We start from the raw sequence: 23,320 nt of genomic DNA, 5'->3' as shown, positions 1-23,320 counted from the left end.
TTAATACCTTAATAATCAATTCTTTTTTTCGAAAAATAAAAACTGATAGTCGTACATAAAATAGAAATCAATAACAATATTACAGCTGCAGCTGCTCCTTTAGAATAAGAATCAACACTTGAACTATATAATTGAGTATAAATATAACCTACAATAGTTTGTATTTTATAATTTGATTGCTTACCAAACAAACCGACTACAGATTCATATTCTTTAAAAATAGATAACATCTCTATAATAAATTGATAAAAAATAATAGGCATTATCAAAGGTAAAGTAATTTTGGAAAAAATACGCCACTTAGAAGTTCCATCTATTTTGGCGGAATTATAATAAGATTTATTAATATCTTGTAAAGCTAAAATAAAAACAAAAACTTTAAAAGATAATCTAGTCCAAACATTATAAAAAATTAAAGCAAACATTTTATTACTATATGAAGCAGAAGCATTTACCCAATTTTGAGATTTAATACCAAATAAAGATAAAAAACTATTAAACAAACCATCAGGTTTATTAGAAATAAAAGTAAAATTATAATAAAAAAAAACACTAAAAACCATTCCCATAACAACAGCATTAGATAAAAAAGGTAAAAAAAATACGGTTTTAAATATATTTTTTAAAAAAATATTTTTTAAACTATTTAAAGATAAAGCTATTAACAAAGCTAACGCCAAAGAAATAGGAACCGAAAATAAAGCCAATATTAAAGTGTTTACTAAAGCGAACCTAAATTCATAATCGTTAAAAACATTTTTATAATTTATAAAACTAAACAAATTTCTTATTCCTAAACCAAAAATATCATTAAATTTATCATAATGACTATTAAAAGAAATAATAATCGTTTTAGTTAAAGGATAAAAAGTAAAAACAAATAAAATGATTAAAGCAGGAGCTAGATAAAGCCAATGTTTATTATTTTTAGAACCTATAATCTCAAACATTTTTAAACAATCCTATTACCACTAATTTTATCAAAAATAAAAAATTTATTCTCTAAAATATTAAATCTAAATTTAATTTTATTAACGCTTTCCAATTTTAATAAAGAAGTAATGTTATTAGGAATAATAATTTGAAAATTTTTATAAACAGAATTAATATTTTTAGCTAATAAAATTAATTCTCTGCCAATATTTTCTATAGTTATTCCTTCTACTTCAAAAACTCCATTTTCTTTTAAAAAATATCCTTCAGGCCTAATTGCTACATACACTTCTTTTATACAATATTTATTATTAAATTCCGAATTTTTAAATTTTTTATTAGCAAAAATAACACTATCTCCAATGTATATTTTACCATTGGCTATTTTACCATTAAAAACAGAAATAAAAGGAACACCTAAGAAAGAAGCTACAAATAAATTTTTAGGATCATCGTAAATTTTTTTAGGAACATTATTTTGTTGTATGCACCCTTTATTCATTACATAAATATGATCACTAATAGACATAGCTTCTTCATGATCATGAGTTACTAAAATAGCTGTTATCTTAGTTTTTTGTTGAATTCTTCTAATTTCTTCTCTCATTTTTAAACGAAGTCTAGTATCTAAATTAGATAAAGGTTCATCTAATAATAATATTTTAGATTTCTTAATTAAAGCTCTTGCTAAAGCAACTCTTTGTTGTTGTCCTCCTGAAATTTCAGAAGGCTTTTTATCTAAATATTCTTCAATAGAGCATAAAATAGAAATTCTTTCGACTTCTTTTTGGATATCAGAAATAGGAATTTTCATATTTTGTAAAGGAAACATAATGTTTTGTCTTACTGTCATATGAGGATATAAAGAATAATTTTGAAAAACTAATCCAATTCCTCTTTTTTCAGGAGGTATATTAGTTACATCTTTATCATCGAAAAAAATTTTTCCTTCAGAAACATTCATCAATCCTGCAATCATATAAAGAATAGTTGATTTTCCACAACCAGAAGGACCTAAAAGAGTAACTAATTTACCTGTGGGTATATCTAAATTAATTTTATTTGCAGCATAATATTTTTGTTTATTCTTACCATTGATAAAAATTTTTGAAACATTCTTTAACTTAATAGCCATAATAAATTCCTTAATTATTTTACTTAAAGTTTAGTTAAAATGAAATTAAAAAAGAGCATTTTTAGGAGTCCTAGGAAAAGCAATAACATCTCTAATATTATCTAACCCTGTTAAATAAACTAAAAACCTTTCTAATCCCATACCAAAACCAGAATGAATACAACTACCAAAACGACGAAGATCTAAATACCATTGTAATTCTTTAAAAGAAATATTAAATTCTTTCATTTTTTCTTCTAAAACTTCTAACTTTTCTTCTCTTTGTGATCCGCCAATTAATTCACCAACCTTGGGAAATAATAAATCCATAGCAGCTACTGTTTCATTGTCTAAATTATTTTTCATATAAAAAGCTTTTATTTTTTTAGGCCAATCAATAACAAAAATTGGTTGTTTAAAGAAAATTTCTGTTAAAAATTTTTCATGTTCTAACGATAAATCTTCACCATAAACAGGTTTTTTTTCAAAATTAATTTTACTATCTAATAAAATTTGAATAGCTTTTTTATATTTTATTTGTAAAAATTTTGGTAAATAAGCTGTTTCTTCTAATTTTTTGATTAAATTATTTTCTTGTGTATTTTCTAAAAATTCCAAATCTTTTTTATTATTTTTTAAACAACATTTAATAACATATTGTATTAAATTTTGAGCAACAATTATATTTTGTTGCAAATCACAAAAGGCCATCTCAGGTTCTATCATCCAAAATTCAGAAATATGTCTCGGAGTATTAGAATTTTCAGCTCTAAAAGTAGGACCAAAAGTATAAATTTTACTAAAAGCCATAGCAAAAGCCTCGCCTTCTAATTGTCCAGTTACAGTTAAAAAAGTAGGTTGAGCAAAAAAATCCTTTTTATAATCAATTTTTTTTTCTTCATTTAAATTTATTTTAGCCAAATCCAAAGAAGTTACTTTAAATAATTCTCCCGCTCCTTCTCCATCGCTAGTAGTAATAATAGGTGTATGAGCATACAAAAAACCTTCTTTTTGAAAAAATTCATGAATAAAGAAAGAAACTGAGTTTCTTATTCTAAAAACGGCACCAAATAATTTTGTTCTTAGTCTTAAATGAGCTATTTGACGCAAAAAAATCTTAGAATGATTTTTTGGTTGAATAGGATAGTCATTAACATTTTTTTCTAAAAAAATTATTTTAGAAGATAATAATTCAAAATTACTTTTAATTTTAAAATTAGGTACCAAAATTCCTTCTACGCAAACAGCTGCACCAATTTGTAAATTTTCTTTTATTTTTTTTAAATCAATATTATTTTTAGAATTATTTTTATAAACAACTTGTAAATCTTCTATAAAGGAACCATCATTCAAATCAATAAAAAATATTTCTTTTTGAAAACGACAATTTTTAATCCAACCATTTACGCAAATTGTTTTTTTTGTATTTTGTAAATAATCATATTTACAATTAATTTTTTTCACAGAATAAAATAAACACATATTTTTTTATTAAAAATTCACTCTCTTTAAAATATTTAAAAACGAATAATATAAATTTTTAATTTAAAAAATCAAAAAATCAATATATTGAAAAAAATAAATTAAATTATTAAATAATAAAAAATTTAAAGAATGATAATCAATAATATTCTATTCTTATTTTTCAAAAACAATAAAAAATAAAAATTTATCATGCAAAAAATTAATTATAAATTATAAAATAAAAATATAAGAAAATAAATTTGTTCTATTGATATTATTATATAACAATATTATATCAATAATATATTAATTATATTAATAATTAAAAAAGGAAATCAAATATATTTTTATAATTAAAATAATTAAAATTTTTTATTTTAAAAAAAATAATTTTAAAAAATATTTTCAAATAATGTGTTATAATTTTTATTATTTCGTTTTAATAAAAAATTAGATTTAATTTTAAAATCAAATAATTTCAAAATAATTATTATATTTTCATATAAATATATTTATTAAAAATAAATTTTAAAATATCAAAGAAATGAAATTAAATTCATAAAATGTTTAATAATTGTGATTTAAATAAAAAATTAATTCAAAACAATATACATAATATAAAAGAATTAATTTTAACTAAACCTAAAAAATACAAAAATTTTATTTTAAATGACATAAACAAAGTTTTTCACAAAGAAGAAGTTAATTTATTAGGAAAAATAATAAATCAACCTATATTTTTAAAAAATAAATCAGAAAAAAAAAATTATTTAAAAATTTCAATCTTAGTAAATAAAAAAATAGTCAAAATATTAATTTTTAATAGTTTCTTTTTTAACTTTTTAAAATTAGGAACAAATATTTTTATAAAAGGAAAATATTATTTATACGAAAATTGCGTAATAGCTTCTTTTGTTTCATTAAATACTAATATTGCTAATCAAATACAACCTATTTATAAATTAAAAAAAATTCCCGATAAAAAAATAAGTAATTTTTTAAAAAAAATTTTTCATTCTCCTCGCTTAATTATTAAAGAAAATTTAAATAATAATTTTTTAAAAAAATATAATTTAATAAGTAGAAAAAAAGCCTTTGAAAATTTACATATTCCCCAAAATAAACAATCATTAAATCAAGCTTTAATTAGATTTAAATTTGAAGAAGCTTTAAAAATAAATAAAAAATGGATGGAAGAAAAACATCATCTTATTTCTAAAATTCCTTTAATATTTAATAATAAAGAAAAATTTATAAACAAAATAATAAAAAAAATTACTTTTGAATTAACTAAAAATCAAAAAGAAATAATAGATGATATTTTTGATGATTTTCAAAAACAACATTATACACAAAGATTAATACAAGGAGATGTAGGTTCAGGAAAAACAATTATTTCTTTTATTTCAGCCATAGCAGTTATAGCGAAAAAAAAACAAGTTGTTATGATGGCGCCAACTGAAATTTTATCCAAACAACATTATTCTAATTTTAAAAATTTTTTTCCTGAAATAAAATCATTTTGTTTAAGTTCTAAAACTAAAAATTTAAAAAAAATAAAACAAGAAATTCAAAAAAATAATATACAAATTATTTTCGGAACACACATATTATCAAATTTAGATATACCGAATTTAGGCCTAATAATTATAGATGAAACACATAAATTCGGAACGGAAATTAAAAAAAAAATAACTGCAAAAAATATTCCATCAGATATTTTATACTTAACAGCTACACCAATACCTAAAACTTTAGCTTCAATTTATCTAGGTTTCTTATCGACTTCTTTATTAATAGAAAAACCAAATATAAAACAAAGTAAAATAATAACTCAAAAAATTGATTTTAATGAAATTATCAATATTTTAAACAAAAATCAATATAAAAAAGAACAAACATATATAGTAGTACCAGCTATTAAAGATAGCAAAAAAATTTACAATATCGAAAAAATAACTTCTTTTTTAGAAAATAACAAAATTAAAAATCTTTATTCATTGCATGGTAAAAAAAAATTCGAAGAACAAGAAAAAATTATGTATAATTTTACTAATAATAATAAGGGGATTTTGATAGCAACTTCAATTATTGAAGTAGGAATTGATATTGAAAATGTAACTACAATTATTATTTTAGGGGCAGAATATTTTGGTTTAAGCCAATTGCATCAATTAAGAGGAAGGATAGGAAGAAATAATAAAGAAAATTATTGTTTTATAGTATCAGAAAAAGATAATGAACGTTTTAAAATTTTTCAAAAGGAAAATAATGGTTTTAAATTAAGTGAATTTGATTTAAAAATAAGAGGACCAGGTAGTTTTTTAAGAAAAGAACAAAGCGGTTTTTTAAAATATCATTTTTTAAATATATTGTATGACTATAAAATAATTTTACAAGTAAAAAAAGATCTTGAAAAAAATTATATAATATAATTGAGTTAATAATTAAATTTAATTTTATAATTTTAAAAAGAAAAAAAATATTTTAATTTTAATAAGAAAGAATGGTTATCAAAATGATTAAATTAGCTGTAGACGCCATGGGAGGAGATTTTGCTCCTGAAGTTATTATAAAGGGTGTTTGTAAAGCTTTATTTGAAGAAAAAGACTTATATATTTTTTTATTTGGAGATAAAAAAAAAATTGAAAAAATTTTTAATGAAAAAATAAATAAAAAAATATATACAAAAATAAACAAACAATTCCATATAATTCATACACCTTTTTTTATTGATGCAAATATAACAAATATTAGAGAAGAAATAAGAGATAATATAAATAATTCTATGTTTTTAGCTATTCAAGCAGCGCAAAAAAATAAAGTAGATGGAGTAATTTCTGCAGGACCTACTCAAGCTTTAGTATTAGCTAGTTTTTTAATGTTACAAAAATTAGAAGGAATGAATAGGTTAGCTTTAGCTCCTATTTTTAATTCACCAGATAAAAGAAAAAGAATTTTATTAGACGCAGGAGCTAATATTGATGTAAAAAGTGAAAATTTGTTAAATTTTGCTATTTGTGCTTCTATAGCGGCAAAAGAATTGCTTGATATTAAAAATCCAATAGTAAAATTATTAAATATAGGAAAAGAAAAAAACAAAGGTAGACAAAAAGAATTAGAATTATATAATTTATTGGAAAAAGATAAACGTATTAATTTTAAAGGAAACGAAGAACCGCAAAATATTTTAACTTCAGAAGCAGATATTTTGTTAAGCGATGCTTTTACTTGTAATATGGTTTTAAAAAGCTATAAAGGAGCTATAAAACAAAATATGTTATATATTAAAAAAATTATGAATAATAATTTATTAAGTAAAATAATAAGCAAATTTTTATTTGCTAAAAAATTAAAAACATTAAATAAAAATTTAGATAGCAAAGAAATTGGAGGTGCTATGCTTTTAGGTTTAAATAAAATTGTGATTAAAGCGCATGGTGATTCTAAAGAATATGCTTTCTATAAAGCTATTTTACAAGGCAAAACACTAATCGAAAAAAATTTTTTACACAAAATTATGAAAAATCTACAATCAAATAAAAATTAATTATGCCTTTACAAAAATTATTTCAAAGATTAAAAATTGAACCAAAAAATATTTCTTTATATATTAATGCTTTAACACATAGTTCTTATGCTAATGAAAGTCCTTTTCAAAATAATGATAACGAAAGATTAGAATTTCTAGGAGATGCTGTTATTAATTTTTTAATGGCAAATTATTTATATAGGAAAAATAAATACGATGAAGGTTCTATGACAAAAAAAAGAGCACAAGCTGTATGTATAGATTCTTTATTAATTTACGCAAATGAAATAGATTTAAAAGAATATATTTTATTAGGAAAAGGAGAACAAAAAAGATATATACATAACTATTCTATTATAGCAGATGCTTTCGAAGCTTTATTTGGAGCCATTTATTTAGATTTAGGTTATGAACAAGTTAAAAAAACTTTTTATTATGTTGTGTTACCTTGTTTAAATAAAATTATAAAAATTATAGATTACAAAACTCAACTACAAGAAATAGTTCAAGCTGAAAAACAAACTATCCACTATAAAATAATTGAAGAAACAGGATTAGCGCACGAAAAAGAATTTATAGCTGAGGTTTATCTAAACAATAAATTATTAGGCAGCGGAACAGGAAAAACAAAAAAATCAGCTGAACAAAGAGCAGCGCAAAAAGCTTTAAATAAAATTTCATTATCACAAGAAAGGAATGAAAATGATAAAAATTCTTTATGAAAAAGGTTTTATTAATATTGAAAAAATTTTAATTAAAGAATATTCAAAATTAAATTTAAATTTATCAGAATTAAATATTCTACTGTTTTTATTAGATTGTTACGAAAAAAAAACTTTTTCTTCATTAATTTTAGCTAAAAAAACTAATTTGTCTAAAAATGAAATAGAATTAATTTTAGAAAAATTAATGCAAAAAAAATTTTTTTCGTTATCTTCAAAAAATAAAGATAATAAAATCATAGAAACTTTTAATTTAGATCCCACTTTTGAAAAAATAGAAGAAATATATGAAAAAAAAAATAAAATTAAAAAAGAAAAAGAAAAAAAACATTTAATTTCTGAAACCATGGAAAAATTAGAAAATCTAAAAAATAAAATTTTAACAGAATATGAATTCGACATAGTTAAAAGTTGGTATTCAAATTCTAATTTCACTCATAAAGAAATTTTAGAAGCTATTGAAAACGCAAAAATTAATAAAAAAGAATCCATTTTCTTTGTAGAAAGAATTTTAAACAAAAATAAAATGATCAAATTAGAAACAAACGAAAAGGCAGATAAAATTCTTCACAAAATTTTTAAAAAAATTAAATAATAGAATAATGTGTTTTGATTAAAATATATATTTCTGTGTTATAATCATAGTATTGAGTCTTTGCAAATGAAAGATTTAATAAACTTTTACCAAAGGAGAAAAAAATTTAATGAACAAAGAAAATTTTTTAAATTCTAAACAAGGCAAAATTATTATTGGTTCTAGCAGCGCTATAGCTTTAGTGATTTTAACAGTTGTTTTGCTTTGGACTTTTGAAATGTGGCCTTTTTCTAAAACTTTAGACTTAGAAAAGCTTAAAAAATTAGAAGAAAATCTTAAAGTTGTTACAATTTCAGATGAAGATTTAAAAGATCAAACTAAAGTAAAAGAAGTTGTTAAAAAAGTAAAAGAAAATTTTGACAAATTCAACAATACAATAGAAAATCTTACAAAAAAACAATCTGAATTAATTAAAGAAGCTACAAAAAACAAAATTGAAAATTTAAAAAAAATAATTGAAGAAATTAAAACTAATTCAGAAGTTTCCACTTATGATGTTGCAGCACAAACTGCTTTCAAAACTAGTTATAGCAAATTAAAAGAAGCAGATATTAAAGAAGTATTTACTTTAGTAAAAACTGATCTTAAATTATAAAAAATAAATTAATTAATTAAAAAAATTATATAAATAATTTTATAAAAAATTTTAAAATATCACTAATAAAAAATAAAAAAGATATTCAATTAAAAACTGAATATCTTTTTTTATTTTTTATTATTTTTTTAATAGATGATATTTGTGAGCATACAAAATAAAATCTCTAAATAAAGGGTGTGGTTTTAAAGGTCTTGATTCAAACTCCGAATGGAATTGAACCGCTACAAACCAAAAATGTTTTTTTAATTCTATAATTTCAACTAATTTTTCTTCTGGATTTATTCCTGAAAAAATAAAATTATTATCTTCAGAAAAAACAGAAACATATTCCGGATTAACTTCATAACGATGACGATGTCTTTCGTAAATAAATTCTTTTTTAAAAATTTCATAACTTTTACTATTTTTACTTATCTGACATTCATATAAACCTAATCTTAAAGTACCTCCTAAAAGTTTATTTTTTATTTTTTTTACAATAACAGGATCAGAAGTATTAGGATCAAATTCTGTAGAATTAGCTTGTTTTAAATTCAAAACATTACGTGCATATTCAATAACTGCCAATTGCATTCCTAAACAAATACCAAAATAAGGTATATTGTTTGTTCTAGCAAATTTAATAGTTTCTATTTTTCCCTCAATTCCTCTATCTCCAAATCCACCAGGAACTAATATACCATCAGAATTTTTTAAATATTTTTCCACGTTATAAGAATTTATTTTTTCTGAGTCTATATAATTAATTTTTATAGGGACATCATTATAATATGAAGAATGTTTAAGAGCTTCTGTCACAGATAAATAAGCATCACAAGAATCAACATATTTCCCTACTAAAGAAATAATAATTTTTTCTTTTTTTAAATTTTCAATTTTATAAATTAAATCTTTCCATTGAGTTGAATCGAATAAAGGTAACTGTTTAATTTGAAAATAATCTAAAATAAAATCATCTATCTTTTGTTTATGTAAATTAATAATAATTTTATATAAAACATTTACATCTATATTTTCAAAAATAGCATTTTTTTTAACATCACATAAAATAGAAATTTTTTTCTTCATCTCCAAAGAAACTGGTTTTTCACTTCTTAAAATTAAAATTTGAGGTTGTATACCTAATGTTCTTAATTCTTTTATACTATGTTGGGTAGGTTTAGTTTTCATTTCATTAGAATTTTTTAAATAAGGTATCAAAGTATTATGAATATAAAGAATATTTTGAATTCCTAAATCATGACGAATTTGCCTAATAGATTCTAAAAACGGTAAAGATTCTATATCTCCGACAGTTCCACCAATTTCAATAATAGCTATATCATAATCAAAATATTTCATTGTTTCTAAAATATTATTTTTAATTTCATTAGTTATATGAGGAATTATTTGAATAGTTTTTCCTAAAAATTTTCCTTTTCTTTCTTGATTTATAACAGTTTGGTAAATTTGTCCAGTAGTAACATTAGATTTTTTAGTTAAATTTTCATCTAAAAATCTTTCATAATGACCTAAATCTAAATCAGTTTCTGCTCCGTCGCAAGTAACAAAAACTTCACCGTGTTGATTAGGATTCATAGTGCCACAATCCAAATTAATATAAGGATCAAATTTTTGCATAAAAACTTTTAATCCACGTTTTTTTAAAATTTGTCCTATAGCTGCAGCGATAATTCCTTTTCCTAAACCAGAAACTACTCCTCCAGTAACAAAAATAAATTTTTTTTGTTTTGTGTTTTTATTCATATTTATTTTATTTATTGTTCTTTCTAGAAGATTTATAAAAAATTTTTTTACCTATTGTTTGCCCTATATCAACTTTAGTTTCTATATTTTTTAAAGTATTGTTATAAATTTTTTGATCAAACGAAACCATATTTTTCTTAACTAATAAAAGAATAGTTGACCCTCCAAAAGAAAAAAAACCTTTTTCTTGTCCTTTTAAAAAATTATTAATTGGATGATTATGAATTTTTCCTACCATTAAAGCACCTATTTCAACCTGAATAATTTCAGAAAAGTTTTTAGTTTTTAAAATAGAATATTCACGAGTATTTTCTTTAAAAACATTAAAATATTTAAAAGCGATAGGGTTTACAGTATGAAATTTTCCTTTTATTTTAACGTTATATTCTATTATTCCATCGTCAACAAAAATATATCTATGATAATCTGAGGGTTTTAATCTCAAAATAATTAAATTTCCATTTTTATAAGAAGAAGCTAATGAATCGTTTTTTAAAATATCACTTAAATGATATTTAGTATTTTTAATTGTATAAACACTATCAGAAGAAATAGAATAAATACTTATTTCTCCTTCTCCTGGACTAATAAAATCATAAGTATTTTTAGAAAAAAATATTTTTTTATATTTACGAATAAAAAAATCATTATAAGACTTAAAATTATTTTTTTCAAATAAATTTAAATTTATTTTATTAGATTTAATAGTTTTTTTTATGTGTATTTTAGAAAAACAAGATTTTAAATAAATTCCAACTATAAAAGTAAAAATCCTTGATGTTAAAATTTTTAATAAAAATCTTTTTAAAAAACTTTTTTCTAAACGCGAATATAGAAAAAATTGCTTCAAACTAGTAATTTTTTGATGATTATTATTAGAAAAATTTTTACTTTTATAATCTTTTTTTTTACCCATAACATCCTCTTACTAATTTAAATTATTTCAATTTAAAAATAATAAACTAAATATTAAAGAAATAGAAAAAAAAGTTATTAAAAAGAAAAAAACAATATTTTTAGGTTTGCTAAATTTAATTTTTTCAAAAACAAATAAAAAAGATAACAAAATAATAAAAAATAAATATATTAAAAAATTACAAACAATAATATAATAATTACTCTCAATAAAAATTTTACCTAATAGAAATTTTATTAAAATTATAAAAGGGAAAACAATAGAAGAAACAGTAACAGGAACACCTACAAAAAAACTAACATTTGTTTTTAAATTAATATTTTCAAAAGAACAAACATTAAAATAAGCTAATCTTATAAGAGAAGCAAGAACATAAAATGATCCAAAAATAAAATAAATAAATTTTAATTGATTTAAAGATAAAAAAATATTAAAAATTTTTATATTATCAATATTATTCATTAAATTTAAACCTATAAATACTGGTAAAACACCAAAACTAATCATATCTGCCAAAGAATCTATTTGAATTCCATAATTTTTTTCTTTTAAAGTTCTGTCTTTCTTAAAACGACTAACAAAACCATCAAACATATCAAAAATACCTGACATCAATAAACAAATAGAAGCATAAATTAAATATTTATAAAAACTAAGAGTAATTCCTAAAAATCCAAAGATTAAATTCAAGTAAGTTAAGTAAGTAGTATAATTATACAATCCTATAAACATTATAATGAAAAACCCCTTATCATCTAAATAAAATAAACAAATTTAAACTACAAATATTTTTATTCAATTTAAATGAATAATTAAATCATAATGCATAATATTTTTTTTATTAAAAAAATATAATTCAATATTAAAAATATTGAAAATTATTAAATTTAATTTTCAATAGTTTCACTATCATCAATATCATCGATATTAGATTCTAAAGAATCATCATCACTATCAATATCATTATTTTTCAAATCATCTGAAGTAATAACAACATCTAACTCTTCCTCTTCAGAAGAAGAATGATTTTCTTCTTTATCATCTTTAGAAATAGAATCATCTTCTAAATCGCTTGTTTTATCTAAATCAAATTCATCAAAATCAATAATATCTTCTTTATTAGGAAATATTTTTTGTTCTGATTCTTTTTCTTCTGTAACAAAATTATTTTGATCCAATAAAAATAAATTATTTTTTTTGATTCCCCAAAGATCATTTCCATAAAATATAAAACGACCACTAGAAACAATATCCAAATATAATTGAGAAAATTTTTCATGATTCTTAATATCTATTTTCTTAATATGAAAAACTTTTTGTATTAGCGTTTTAATAGGCATAGGAATTAATTTATTTTCTTTTAAAATGTCATAACAAACATCTATCATTGATTCATCTGAAAAATTATTTTTATGTTCTTGTTTTTTCATACAATAAACTAATAACTCTTTTCTTTTTTTTAGTTAAAATTTCTAAAAATATTAAAAAAATAACGGTTTTTATTCATTAACAATTTTATTAATAAATAAAATAAAAATAAATTAATATCAAAATTAAAATAATTTTAAATAATTAATTTTCTGACGCTTTAAGAAATAATTCTTTTGAAGCATTTTCGATTTGTTGCAAAAGATCATTCATAGCTATTAAAAGATTTTCTTGAATTAATTCTAATTTATTAATAAATTCTTTTTTTTCATCAATGATAATTTTGACAACTTTTCTAGTTCCTTTCATAGCTATAAAAACATTATCTTTTCGAGAAGTAAATTCTTTAGTCTCTATTTCTTTTTGAGCTTTATCGATATTTTCTCGAATTTTTTTTATTTTTTTTATCATTTCTTCATTCATATAAGGCTCCTTTTTGTTCAAATTTTAAATTAATTTTCTTCTTGTGAATTTCGGCAAACTTCTACTTTTTCAAAACCAAACAAAAATCTAGCTAATTTAATAACTTCAGATTTATTTTGTTCTATAATTAAAGGAGAATTTTGCTCATAAAATTTATTACTAAAGCAAGATAAATCCAAATCTTTGATTTGTTTAGTTTTGAGAAATTTTTTATAAGAAGGATAAACAATTTCTTCCCAATCTTTATGCAAAATAACAAAATATTCTTTAACTAACTGTTTTTTAAAATTTAAAATTTTCTTAATATCATTCCTTATATTATTATGTAATAAATCTGTATAATGATTAGAATTTTCACAAGATAAAATCATTTCTTTATCAGAACTAATCATTACTAATCTAGATCTATATAACAAACTTGCAGAAAGAGATAATTCTTTGTTTGGATAATTATTTAATTTATGCCATGATTGATTCAAAATTTGACTAGTATTTTCATCTGAAGCAATTAATATTCTTTTTATTGCTTGAATAAAGTTATTTTCATTATTATTTTTTATTTTTATATTCGATTCTTTTTTTGGTTTTTTTGTGTTTTTTTTTATTATTTTTCCAAAGGGAAAAATAAATTGATGAATTTGTATTAAATTTATAATAAAAAATGTTTTTTTGTGCTTAGTATTTGACAAATGGTATTGCGTTTCTAACAATATTTGAAGAAATTTTGTTCTTTGAGAATACGTTAATTTATCAATAATATCAGAAAAATGTTTTTTTTCTTCTTTAAAATGATTAATAAATAAATTATGAAAAAAATCAATAAAATCATTAATAAAAACATTAAAATCAATATTAAATGTTAAATTTTTTTCTAAAAATGAAAGTAACAAATTAATATCTGGTTGAAACAATAATTCAAATATATTTTTTATTTTTTGTTGAGAAACAACACCTAACATATCTTCAATATCTTCTAACTCAATTTTATCCAATTTATAAGAACTTATTTGGTCTAATAAATTTAAAGAATCTCTTAAACTACCATTGGAATGTAAAGATATTTTTTTTAAAGATTCATCAGAAATTAAAATTTTTTCCCTTTCAGAAATATATCTTAATCTTGTTTGTATTTCTTCAGGCAAAATATTAAATAAATGAAAATGTTGAACTCTAGAAATGATAGTTTTCGGAATTTTTCTAATTTCACTAGTAATTAAAATAAAAATTACATTTACAGGGGGTTCTTCTAATAATTTTAATAAAGCGTTAAAAGCATTATGAGAAAAAACATGAATTTCATCAATAATATAAATTTTATATTTTAAAAAATGACTTTTATAATAAGATTTATCTTTTAATTCTCTTATATCATCCACACCATTGCAAAAAGCACCATCAATTTCTATAATATCTAAATTATTCTTTTTATTAATAGATAAACAAGAATCACAATTATTACAACATTCGTATTCTTCTGTATTTAATTTCAAGCAATTAATAGTCTTAGCTAAAATCCTAGCTAAAGTAGTTTTTCCAACTCCTTTTTCTCCGCTAAATAAATAACAATGGTGTATTTTGTTATATTTAACAGAATTTTTTAAAATTCGAATAACTATCTTATGCGCGATAATACTATTAAAATTTTGAGGTCTATATTTACGGTATAGTGCTATATGAGACATATTTTTTTAATAAATCCTTTTATATTTATTAATAACTTTATAAAAAGAAAACGAAAAAGTAGTGTTTATAAAAGATATAAATAAAAAAAAATAAAAAGTAAAATTTAATCGAAAATAGTATAATAAAATTCAAACACAAATATTTTATCATATTTAAAATAATTTCACATAAAGATATTTTTTAAAAAAATATTCAAAAAATAAAAAATAATTTTTAGAAACAAAAATTTTATTTTTCTCCTGCGATAGTCAAATCTCCAACATAAACACTAGCACTTCCAAAACCAGAAATTTTAAAAACAAAATCATTAGCTATTTCTTTTAAATTTGTTAAAATATCAAAAAAATTACCAGAAACAACAATCATTTTAATTGGAGAAGTTAATTTACCTTTTTCTATTTTAAAACCACTAGCTTGAACGCTAAAATCTCCGCTAATAGAATTAACTCCTGCATGTAATCCTATTAAATAATCTATATAAACTCCTTTATCAATAGGCGAAATCATTTCTTTAAAAGTTTTTTCCCCTTTATTTAAATAACAATTATTCATAGAAATAGAACCATCAAAAAAATTTCCAGTAGGTTTAGTTTTAAAAATATTAGAAGTTTTTAAATTATGAATAAACTGTTGAAAAACTCCTTCTTTAATAATATATTTATTTTGACAAGGAACACCTTCATCATCGAATGCACTTGGAAAAAATGATTCCGAAAAAAAAGGATCATCAATTATAGTCACTTTAGAAGAAGCTATTTTTTGTTTTTCTTTTCCTAATAATTTCGACAATTTTCGATAAGCTTGATTTCCACTAAAAATATCAGAAAAACTACTTAATAATTTAGAAAACATTTCATTAGAAAAAACTACAGGATAAGAACCAGATTTTAATGATAAAGCACCAAGTTTCCTTTCCCCTAAAGAAATTATCTCTTCAACATATTTTTCAATATCAAAAGAAGAAAATTTTTTAACTGGAAAATATTTTACTATTTCTTCTATATTTTTATCTTTTTGAAAAATACATACAGCTACCAAACAAGCATAACTTTCTTTTTCTTCTAAATCAACTCCTTTAGAATTAACTATTTTTTTGTGAAAAATATTTTCTTCATAAGAAATACTTTCTATTTTCGTTAAAAAACGACTTTTTTCGAATAATTTTTTCTTAAAATCAAACAATAAATTGTATTTTTCTTGTATAGGTATCTTAGCAAAATCAAACAAAATTGGTTCCACAAAAGTATAAGAAGCAGAAGAACCATCAAAAATAAAATCTTTTTCTTTTAAACTTAAAATTTCAATTTGTTTTTTAAGAGTTTCTAAAACTTCATCAATCATTTCATCGCTAATTTTTTCCAAATAAATAGATGTTTTTTTATTTTTATATAAACCTCTAACAATAAAAGAAAATAAATCACTTTTTACATATTCATTTATTTTATTTTCTTCTAAAATAATATTTAAATTTTTATTCTCATTAAATAAAATTTCTAAAGCGTCTATTTTTTTTTCTAAACTTTTGGAAAACCATTTTTTATAATTAATTAAATTTTTGTTTTTATTTTGAAAATTAATAATAGTTTGCATTATTTTTTACTTCCCCCAACAATAATTTCTTTCACTCTAATAGTTGGTTGGCCTAAATCTACAGGTACATAACCAGAAACAGAACCGCAATAACCTTGACTTAAAGATAAATCATTAGCAATTCTATCAATTTTTAATAGAATATCTTGTCCACTACCAATCAACATCATTCCTTTAATAGGTTTTGTTAATTTTCCATTTTCAATTAAATAACCAAGATTAACCATAAAATTAAATTCTCCAGTAGTAGGTTGAACAGTACCGCCGCCTAAATTTTGAGCATAAAAACCATATTTAGTATCTTTAATAATTTGTTCAAAAGTATCTTTACCAGTCGCAATATAAGTAGAATTCATTCTAGAAGTGGGAGAATATTTATAAGATTGTCTTCGAGCGGAACCTGTTGGTAACATATTCATTTTAAGACTATTACGAAAATCTATTAAATAATTTTTCAAAATACCTTTTTCTATTAAAATATTTTTTTGAGTAGGTTGTCCTTCGTCATCAAAATTAAGACTTCCCCAAGATCCTTTAATTGTTCCATCATCATAAGCAGTAACTATATCGGAAGCAATTTTCTGATTTAATTTTCCACAAAAAGGAGATAAACCTTTAGCAACAGAAGTAGCTTCTAAAGAATGTCCACAAGCCTCATGAAAAATAACTCCTCCAACGCCATTATTTAAAACCACTGGCATTTTCTGAGGTTTTAATTCATCAGCTTGAAGCAAAATTAAAGCATTTTCAGCAACATTTATAGCTTTTTCTTTAAAATCAATATTATCAAATATTTCTAATCCACGAGAAAAACCAAAACTATCAACAAACTCTTGCACATTGTTTCCTTCTTGCGCTACTGACATAAAACTAATTCTAATGTAAGGGCGAAAATCTTTTTGAAAAACTCCTTTAGAATTGGCAATTAATACTTCTTGTTGTTTTTCTTCCCAATTAACAATAGTTTGAATTATTTTTTTATCAAAATTTTTCATAATTTGAGATAAATCAATCATTTTTTTAATTTTTTCTTCTATAGTTAAACTATCGAAAGATTTTTTAATATTACTTTGAAAATTTTTAGAAATACCTAAAGGAACCAAAGGAGTACTATCTTTTTCTTTTTCAAAAATTTGTTGTTGTTCTTTAATTAAATTAAGAATATTTTCGTAAGTTACTTTATTAGTATAAATATAAAATTCTTTATCCTTTTTTAATAAACGAATACCAACACCATAAACATTTTGTTTTTGACATGCAACAACCTCTTTATCAATAACTTTAAAATTATTAGTCCAACTATTTTCAAAAAATAATTCTGCAAAATCAATAGAACAACTATTTAAAGATTTTTTTAAAATACTTTGAATTTCTGGCTTAGTTAACATAATTTATTATATTTATTATAATCCTTCCATATTTATTTATTAAAAAAATTAATAAAAAATAAAAGAATTTTGTCGATAATAACTACTTTTTAATATTACAAAAATAAAAAAATAAAATATCAAATAGAACATAATTATTAATGAAATATAACAAAATTCCATTATAAAAAATTAACTTTCAATAATAAAATAACAAAAATTTAAAAAAGTATTAAAAATTTTAAAAAATTAAAAAAATTATTTTATCTCTTCTATATGTAATAATTTTTTTTCATAATAAATATTATTTTTTGATTGAATTAGTTTCACTAAATTACTAGAAATTTCAAAAACTGTCTTTTTATAAAAATGTTTAATATTTCCTATATTTTTGCTATAAATATTATATTTTTCATTTAATAACTTCAAAAATAATGAAGGATTAATACCATCATCTTTACCTATATTAATACTTAATTGAGTCATTGATTTTCTATTGTTATTTGAATTATTATAATTACTATATTTATTACTATAACTGCTACTATAACTATTATTTCTTCCCTTAGAATAACTACCGCTAGTAGTATAACTATTGTTATAATAATTTGATTTATTATTAAAACGAGAATTAAAAGTTTTTACTTCAGAAATATATTCATAATTCTTTTTCTTAGGCATTAAATATGATAATAAACTTTTAATTATATCTTTAGCCTCAAATTTTTCTAATAAAATAGCAATAATATCATTTAAATTCGTATCTTCAGAAGAATTTTTATACTTTTCTTGCTCCAATAAAGAAATAATTTTATTTTTGAAAAAATTATTTTGTTCTTTTTGAACTTCTTCTACTGAAGGTATCGAAATTAAAGTGATCTTATCTTTTAAGTATTGTTCTAATCTTTTCAATTGAACCATTTGCTTTACACTAACAAAACTAAAAGCTATTCCAGCCTTTCCTGCGCGTCCTGTTCTACCAATTCTGTGTACATAAACTTCAGTTTCGTGAGGTAAATCATAATTAATAATCATAGTAATATCAGAAATATCTATACCTCTTGCCGCTACATCAGTAGCAATTAAAATTTTAGTATTTTTAGTTCTAAAACTATTCATAACACATTGTCTTTGGTTTTGTTTTAAATCTCCGTGAATTGCATCTGCAGAAAATCCTCTTTCCAATAAATAATTACAAATAGCATCTACATCTTTTTTAGTATTAGCGAAAATAATTACCGAATCAGGATTTTTAAAATCTAATAAACGAACTAAAAGTTTATTTTTATCAAATTCTTTTACCATGAAATAAAATTGATCTATTGATTTAACAGCAAGATTCTTACTTTTTACTTTTATAACTTTAGGATTTTTTTGATATTTAGTTGCAATTTGCTTAATAGAAAAAGGCAAGGTAGCTGAAAATAAAACCGTTTGTCTTTTTTCTGGTATATTTTGCAAAATAGTTTCTAAAGATTCTTGAAAACCCATTTTTAACATCTCATCTGCTTCATCTAAAGTTAAATTATAAATTTTACTTAAATCTATTTTTTTTCTTTCTAGTAAATCTATAACTCTACCAGGAGTAGCTATAATAATATGAGGTTTTTTGTCTAAAGCTTGAAATTGTTTAATATAAGATTCTCCACCATAAATAACTGCTATTCTGATTTCTGGATGAAATTTTAATAATTTTTTAATCTCTAAAAAAACTTGCAAAGCCAACTCTCTAGTAGGGCATAAAACTAAAGATTGAATGCTAGATATTTTATGATCTATTTTCTCAATTATAGGAATACTAAAAGAAAAAGTTTTACCAGTTCCTGTTTGTGATTGCGCTATAATATCATTTCCTTTAATCATCTCCGGAATAACCAAAGACTGAATAGGCGTAGGACTAGTCAATTCTAATTCACTTAGGGCTTGTTGCGTTTGAGGCAATAAATTTAATTCTTTAAATAAAATACTCATTTTTAATTTCCTTCTAAAATTAATATCAATTAATAATTAATCAATCAAAAATCATAAAATAAATAAATATTCTAAAAAATTTTTTTAAATTTTTTTTAAATTGATAAATAATTAATATAATTTAATAATTTTATTTTTATTTTAATAATTCAAGATAATTAATTAAATAATAATTAATCATTGTAAATAATAATTTAGCGATACTAAAGAAAAATTTATTTTCAAAAATAACATAACAAATATATAATAATTTTTATTATATATCAAAAAAAAAATCAAATTTTTTAAAAATAAATTCAAAATAATAAATTTAAATTTTAATAAAAAAAACTTTATTATATAATAAATATATTTCTTTTTTTATTCAACGAAAAAATATTTTTTTGCATTAAAAAAAATATAAAAAAACCCAAAATATAAATTTTAATTTATTATAATATTCTATGTGTCCAGTTTATTTTTTGAATTAATTATTTTTTTATTTTTTTTATTTTAAAAATTTAAAACAAATTCTTTTTTTATTTATTTAATAATTTATTACTTTTTGTATCATTTACATTACAATTATACTTTATTACAATTATACTTTACTTATATTAACATAATATTACATAAATATAAAAAATTAATATAAATAAAATAAAATTTTAATTTAACTTAACAATCAACAATTAATAAAAAAATAAAAAATAATAAAATTGTTAACACAAATTATATTAAAAAAATTAAAAAATATATACTAAAAACCAACTTTTAATAAAAATATGTTAAAATAAACAGTGATTATTTTTTTTAATATAATTTTTAAAAACTTTATCATATAAAATATAGATAATAATTTATCATAACATTACAGAAGGGATATTTAAAAAATTAATGTACTTTTTAAGACAAAAATTAATTTTTATTTTATTAGCTTTAGCATTTGCAATTGTAGGTGCTTTATTATTTGAAATGGCAGCAAAAAAAGCAAAACTTTATGAAAACAATCACGAAAGTAGACAAGTAGTAAATAGTTTTTTTTCATCATCCTCATCAGGAGACAAAAGAAAAAGCAGAATTTCAATAGGTTTTCAAGATAAAATACTTCATAAATGGTATCAATTAATAATGTTTATAATGTACAGAGATATAAACTACTTTAAAATATAAAATATAAATTCAATAAATCTACAAATATGAAATAAATAAAAAAATTTAAAAATTTTAAAAAAATAAATTAATTTTAAAAAATTTATCCAAAAAATAATAAGAAATATATAAAAGAAAAAAGTTAAAATTTAAATTTAGAAAAAAGTTTTTTTTATTCTTCTTTCGTCTTCTTTTTTTCTTAATGACATTCTTTTATCATATTTCTTTTTTCCTTTTGCTAAATAAATTTCTAATTTTAGTAAATTACGAACAGATAAAATTTTAGTAGGAACAACACTAAAACCTTTTTTTTGAATATTATTTTTAATTTGTAAAATTTCTTTTTTTTTTAATAAAAGTTTTTTTTTTCTCTTTTCATCAAAATCAAAAAAATTACAAAAAATATATTTTTCTATAAACATATTTAAAATAAAAATTTCACTACCTTCAATTTGAATATAAGAATGTTCTAAATTAACTTTTCCTAAACGAATAGATTTAACTTCATTTCCAAATAATTGAATTCCTGATAAATATTTTTTGTCTAGAAAATAATTATAAAAAACTTTTTTATTTTTAAAAATAGTTTTATGCATTTTAATTTTTTCCCATTGATATTTATTAATAATAATAAAAAAATAATAAAAATTAATTTAATTTATTGAAATAATTAATAATAAATAATTAACATAATTTATAATTATTTATTATTTCAATAATTTTAAAAAAATTCCTTATTATTTTACTTTAGTAAGTAAATCAAGAATGGGAATGTAATTCTTTATATTTTATTAAAGATCTTTCAATTGTTAATTCTGCTTCTTCTGCGGAATCTATTTTTTTTATTACAACTTTTTTATTTTCTAAATCTTTATAATGTAATAAAAAATGTTTTATTTCAGAAATCAAATAAGAAGGAATATCTTTCACATTATTATAATTTATAGTAGATAAATCTGCAATAGGAACAGCAATTATTTTTTCATCTAATTCATTATTATCAATCATCTGAATAACTGCAATAGCTCTACATTCTACCAAAACCATAGGATCTAAAACTTCTTGACTTAAAATAAAAACATCTAAAGGATCTTTATCTTCACAATAAGTAAAAGGAATAAAACCATAATTAGCAGGATAACAAAAAGACGTTGTTAAAAAACGATCTAATATTAAAAAACCTGTTTCCTTATCCAATTCATATTTTTTTTTACTTCCTTTAGGAATTTCAACACAAACAATAAATTTTTTTTTATTAATTCTTTTTGAACTTAAATTTTTTAATAAATTCATTTTTTTTCCAATTCACTTTTCTATTTTTTTAAGAAATTTATTATAAGTAAAAATTTAAATATTAAAAAAAATACGGAAATAATTAATATTATTCCATATTTTTTTATAATATTTTTTATTTTTTAATATTTTTTATTTTTTAATATTTTTTATTTTTTAATATTTTTTATTTAATTTTAAGTAAGATTATTATAACATAATGATCAATTTATATTATTAAAATTAATTTTTTATATATTAAAATTTAAGAATAAAAAATTAATTTAAAGTTAAATTATATCTAATTAAATTTTAAACTAATGGATTTATTCTATTTATAGCTCCAAAAAAAGAAGTTTTTTGAATAAATATTCTCTTTTTTTGTAAAACACTAATACTGAAATGATTGAATAAATTTGGATTTATTTTATCTTTTTCAGAAATTAAAATTTTTCCAATTAACTCGAATTGTTCTGGATCATCTGGATTTTGTTCATTTTTAAAAATTTCATAAATAAATAAATTTGAATGTTGCTGTTCATCGTTTTGTATCTTAAGCAAAAAACCTTTTGTTTTATGATTTTTATTTAAAGAAACGTTGAATTTAACTTCTTTATTAGGTTTTATTCTTTTATTATGAAGAGAAGAATGTTCAAAGGAAAAAACATTAGGCATATGAATATATGCTAAATTTTTCATTAAATTAAAAAGAATTGTTTTTTCTAAAGTTTCAGTATTTTCTGTATCAATAATACTATTCACATCGAGATAGAATTAGATCGTTTTTCTATTACTAGATATTAATCTAAGCCCCTCACACCACCGAACAAGCAAG

The 23,320-nt window shown here is 20.4% G+C and carries 21 protein-coding genes; 6 read left to right on the top strand and 15 right to left on the bottom strand.

All coding sequences use genetic code 11. The features are described 5' to 3' along the window. Positions 1 to 8: 8 nt before the first annotated feature. The 3 genes from ACHMP6_RS00490 to asnS are packed head-to-tail and all read right to left on the bottom strand — an operon-like array spanning position 9 to position 3,529. Positions 9 to 950: a carbohydrate ABC transporter permease gene (locus ACHMP6_RS00490; protein WP_412097573.1), complete on the bottom strand. Its 942-nt coding sequence runs from the start codon at positions 948 to 950 to the stop codon at positions 9 to 11. A gap of 2 nt (positions 951 to 952) precedes the next feature. Next, the gene (locus ACHMP6_RS00485; protein ID WP_412097572.1) at positions 953 to 2,068 is read right to left on the bottom strand and encodes an ABC transporter ATP-binding protein; all 1,116 of its coding nucleotides are present in this window, start codon (positions 2,066 to 2,068) and stop codon (positions 953 to 955) included. A 45-nt stretch (positions 2,069 to 2,113) separates the two neighbouring features. Next, complete coding sequence (gene asnS, locus ACHMP6_RS00480) at positions 2,114 to 3,529, bottom strand: asparagine--tRNA ligase (RefSeq protein WP_412097571.1); 1,416 nt, start codon at positions 3,527 to 3,529, stop codon at positions 2,114 to 2,116. A 545-nt stretch (positions 3,530 to 4,074) separates the two neighbouring features. Between asnS and ACHMP6_RS00475 the strand changes: the two genes are divergently transcribed. The 5 genes from ACHMP6_RS00475 to ACHMP6_RS00455 all read left to right on the top strand — a co-directional run bounded on the left by ACHMP6_RS00475 (position 4,075) and on the right by ACHMP6_RS00455 (position 8,955). Beyond that, positions 4,075 to 5,946 (top strand): DEAD/DEAH box helicase, encoded by a 1,872-nt coding sequence (locus tag ACHMP6_RS00475; RefSeq protein WP_412097570.1) that lies wholly within the window; start codon positions 4,075 to 4,077, stop codon positions 5,944 to 5,946. Positions 5,947 to 6,029: 83 nt separating this feature from the next. Further along, positions 6,030 to 7,061: a phosphate acyltransferase PlsX gene (plsX, locus tag ACHMP6_RS00470; RefSeq protein WP_412097569.1), complete on the top strand. Its 1,032-nt coding sequence runs from the start codon at positions 6,030 to 6,032 to the stop codon at positions 7,059 to 7,061. A gap of 2 nt (positions 7,062 to 7,063) precedes the next feature. After that, positions 7,064 to 7,765 carry a ribonuclease III gene (gene rnc / locus ACHMP6_RS00465; RefSeq protein WP_412097568.1) on the top strand — a complete coding sequence of 234 codons (702 nt, stop codon included), beginning with the start codon at positions 7,064 to 7,066 and terminating at the stop codon, positions 7,763 to 7,765. Continuing rightward, positions 7,740 to 8,360, top strand: coding sequence for a DnaD domain protein (locus ACHMP6_RS00460; protein WP_412097567.1), 621 nt, complete (start codon positions 7,740 to 7,742; stop codon positions 8,358 to 8,360). Before rnc ends, ACHMP6_RS00460 begins: the two co-directional genes overlap by 26 nt. 109 nt (positions 8,361 to 8,469) lie before the next feature. Next, positions 8,470 to 8,955 (top strand): hypothetical protein, encoded by a 486-nt coding sequence (locus ACHMP6_RS00455; protein ID WP_412097566.1) that lies wholly within the window; start codon positions 8,470 to 8,472, stop codon positions 8,953 to 8,955. A 120-nt stretch (positions 8,956 to 9,075) separates the two neighbouring features. Here ACHMP6_RS00455 and ACHMP6_RS00450 read toward each other — a convergent pair whose 3' ends face one another. From ACHMP6_RS00450 to ACHMP6_RS00410, 9 genes are all read right to left on the bottom strand, one after another. Then, positions 9,076 to 10,704, bottom strand: a complete 1,629-nt coding sequence (locus ACHMP6_RS00450) for a CTP synthase (RefSeq protein WP_412097565.1) — start codon at positions 10,702 to 10,704, stop codon at positions 9,076 to 9,078. A 7-nt stretch (positions 10,705 to 10,711) separates the two neighbouring features. After that, positions 10,712 to 11,620 carry a phosphatidylserine decarboxylase gene (locus ACHMP6_RS00445; protein ID WP_412097564.1) on the bottom strand — a complete coding sequence of 303 codons (909 nt, stop codon included), beginning with the start codon at positions 11,618 to 11,620 and terminating at the stop codon, positions 10,712 to 10,714. A 27-nt stretch (positions 11,621 to 11,647) separates the two neighbouring features. Continuing rightward, complete coding sequence (locus ACHMP6_RS00440; protein ID WP_412097563.1) at positions 11,648 to 12,352, bottom strand: CDP-alcohol phosphatidyltransferase family protein; 705 nt, start codon at positions 12,350 to 12,352, stop codon at positions 11,648 to 11,650. A 155-nt stretch (positions 12,353 to 12,507) separates the two neighbouring features. Next, entirely contained in the window at positions 12,508 to 13,050 is a 543-nt protein-coding gene (gene rpoE / locus ACHMP6_RS00435) for a DNA-directed RNA polymerase subunit delta (protein ID WP_412097562.1), read from the bottom strand. Between the two features lie 142 nt (positions 13,051 to 13,192). Beyond that, complete coding sequence (locus ACHMP6_RS00430) at positions 13,193 to 13,471, bottom strand: YbaB/EbfC family nucleoid-associated protein (RefSeq protein ID WP_412097561.1); 279 nt, start codon at positions 13,469 to 13,471, stop codon at positions 13,193 to 13,195. 29 nt (positions 13,472 to 13,500) lie between these two features. Beyond that, complete coding sequence (dnaX, locus tag ACHMP6_RS00425) at positions 13,501 to 15,153, bottom strand: DNA polymerase III subunit gamma/tau (RefSeq protein ID WP_412097560.1); 1,653 nt, start codon at positions 15,151 to 15,153, stop codon at positions 13,501 to 13,503. A 229-nt stretch (positions 15,154 to 15,382) separates the two neighbouring features. Beyond that, positions 15,383 to 16,744 (bottom strand): TldD/PmbA family protein, encoded by a 1,362-nt coding sequence (locus ACHMP6_RS00420; RefSeq protein ID WP_412097559.1) that lies wholly within the window; start codon positions 16,742 to 16,744, stop codon positions 15,383 to 15,385. Then, positions 16,744 to 18,132 carry a TldD/PmbA family protein gene (locus tag ACHMP6_RS00415; protein WP_412097558.1) on the bottom strand — a complete coding sequence of 463 codons (1,389 nt, stop codon included), beginning with the start codon at positions 18,130 to 18,132 and terminating at the stop codon, positions 16,744 to 16,746. The genes ACHMP6_RS00420 and ACHMP6_RS00415 overlap by 1 nt, the downstream gene beginning before the upstream one ends. Positions 18,133 to 18,369: 237 nt before the next feature. Next, positions 18,370 to 20,082, bottom strand: a complete 1,713-nt coding sequence (locus ACHMP6_RS00410) for a DEAD/DEAH box helicase (protein ID WP_412097557.1) — start codon at positions 20,080 to 20,082, stop codon at positions 18,370 to 18,372. A gap of 876 nt (positions 20,083 to 20,958) precedes the next feature. Here ACHMP6_RS00410 and ACHMP6_RS00405 point away from each other — a divergent pair. Then, positions 20,959 to 21,234 (top strand): hypothetical protein, encoded by a 276-nt coding sequence (locus ACHMP6_RS00405; protein ID WP_412097556.1) that lies wholly within the window; start codon positions 20,959 to 20,961, stop codon positions 21,232 to 21,234. A 134-nt stretch (positions 21,235 to 21,368) separates the two neighbouring features. On the opposite strand, the gene smpB is transcribed toward ACHMP6_RS00405, so the two are convergent. The 3 genes from smpB to ACHMP6_RS00390 form a co-directional block, all read right to left on the bottom strand. Beyond that, a complete protein-coding gene (gene smpB, locus ACHMP6_RS00400) occupies positions 21,369 to 21,809 on the bottom strand; it encodes an SsrA-binding protein SmpB (RefSeq protein WP_412097555.1) in 441 nt (146 codons plus the stop codon). Positions 21,810 to 21,972: 163 nt separating this feature from the next. After that, positions 21,973 to 22,506 (bottom strand): inorganic diphosphatase, encoded by a 534-nt coding sequence (locus ACHMP6_RS00395; RefSeq protein ID WP_412097554.1) that lies wholly within the window; start codon positions 22,504 to 22,506, stop codon positions 21,973 to 21,975. Between the two features lie 291 nt (positions 22,507 to 22,797). Further along, positions 22,798 to 23,247 carry a hypothetical protein gene (locus ACHMP6_RS00390; protein WP_412097553.1) on the bottom strand — a complete coding sequence of 150 codons (450 nt, stop codon included), beginning with the start codon at positions 23,245 to 23,247 and terminating at the stop codon, positions 22,798 to 22,800. Positions 23,248 to 23,320: the final 73 nt, after the last annotated feature.

It is taken from the genome of Candidatus Phytoplasma palmae (assembly GCF_046896035.1).
Taxonomy (GTDB): domain Bacteria; phylum Bacillota_I; class Bacilli_A; order Acholeplasmatales; family Acholeplasmataceae; genus Phytoplasma; species Phytoplasma palmae.
The sequence above is the reverse complement of the archived record's forward strand: the minus strand, read 5'-3'. Positions and strand labels throughout refer to the sequence as shown.

Excerpts from the sequence above, each read along its gene's own strand:
- ACHMP6_RS00440 (WP_412097563.1), bottom strand. The coding sequence starts at position 12,352 with ATGTTTATAGGATTGTATAATTATACTACTTACTTAACTTACTTGAAT.
- ACHMP6_RS00395 (WP_412097554.1), bottom strand. The coding sequence starts at position 22,506 with ATGAATTTATTAAAAAATTTAAGTTCAAAAAGAATTAATAAAAAAAAA.
- ACHMP6_RS00455 (WP_412097566.1), top strand. The coding sequence starts at position 8,470 with ATGAACAAAGAAAATTTTTTAAATTCTAAACAAGGCAAAATTATTATT.
- ACHMP6_RS00475 (WP_412097570.1), top strand. The coding sequence starts at position 4,075 with ATGTTTAATAATTGTGATTTAAATAAAAAATTAATTCAAAACAATATA.
- dnaX (WP_412097560.1), bottom strand. The coding sequence starts at position 15,153 with ATGTCTCATATAGCACTATACCGTAAATATAGACCTCAAAATTTTAAT.
- ACHMP6_RS00485 (WP_412097572.1), bottom strand. The coding sequence starts at position 2,068 with ATGGCTATTAAGTTAAAGAATGTTTCAAAAATTTTTATCAATGGTAAG.
- ACHMP6_RS00415 (WP_412097558.1), bottom strand. The coding sequence starts at position 18,132 with ATGTTAACTAAGCCAGAAATTCAAAGTATTTTAAAAAAATCTTTAAAT.
- ACHMP6_RS00490 (WP_412097573.1), bottom strand. The coding sequence starts at position 950 with ATGTTTGAGATTATAGGTTCTAAAAATAATAAACATTGGCTTTATCTA.
- plsX (WP_412097569.1), top strand. The coding sequence starts at position 6,030 with ATGATTAAATTAGCTGTAGACGCCATGGGAGGAGATTTTGCTCCTGAA.
- rpoE (WP_412097562.1), bottom strand. The coding sequence starts at position 13,050 with ATGAAAAAACAAGAACATAAAAATAATTTTTCAGATGAATCAATGATA.
- smpB (WP_412097555.1), bottom strand. The coding sequence starts at position 21,809 with ATGCATAAAACTATTTTTAAAAATAAAAAAGTTTTTTATAATTATTTT.
- ACHMP6_RS00430 (WP_412097561.1), bottom strand. The coding sequence starts at position 13,471 with ATGAATGAAGAAATGATAAAAAAAATAAAAAAAATTCGAGAAAATATC.
- ACHMP6_RS00420 (WP_412097559.1), bottom strand. The coding sequence starts at position 16,744 with ATGCAAACTATTATTAATTTTCAAAATAAAAACAAAAATTTAATTAAT.
- ACHMP6_RS00460 (WP_412097567.1), top strand. The coding sequence starts at position 7,740 with ATGAAAATGATAAAAATTCTTTATGAAAAAGGTTTTATTAATATTGAA.
- ACHMP6_RS00410 (WP_412097557.1), bottom strand. The coding sequence starts at position 20,082 with ATGAGTATTTTATTTAAAGAATTAAATTTATTGCCTCAAACGCAACAA.
- ACHMP6_RS00445 (WP_412097564.1), bottom strand. The coding sequence starts at position 11,620 with ATGGGTAAAAAAAAAGATTATAAAAGTAAAAATTTTTCTAATAATAAT.
- asnS (WP_412097571.1), bottom strand. The coding sequence starts at position 3,529 with ATGTGTTTATTTTATTCTGTGAAAAAAATTAATTGTAAATATGATTAT.
- rnc (WP_412097568.1), top strand. The coding sequence starts at position 7,064 with ATGCCTTTACAAAAATTATTTCAAAGATTAAAAATTGAACCAAAAAAT.
- ACHMP6_RS00450 (WP_412097565.1), bottom strand. The coding sequence starts at position 10,704 with ATGAATAAAAACACAAAACAAAAAAAATTTATTTTTGTTACTGGAGGA.
- ACHMP6_RS00405 (WP_412097556.1), top strand. The coding sequence starts at position 20,959 with ATGTACTTTTTAAGACAAAAATTAATTTTTATTTTATTAGCTTTAGCA.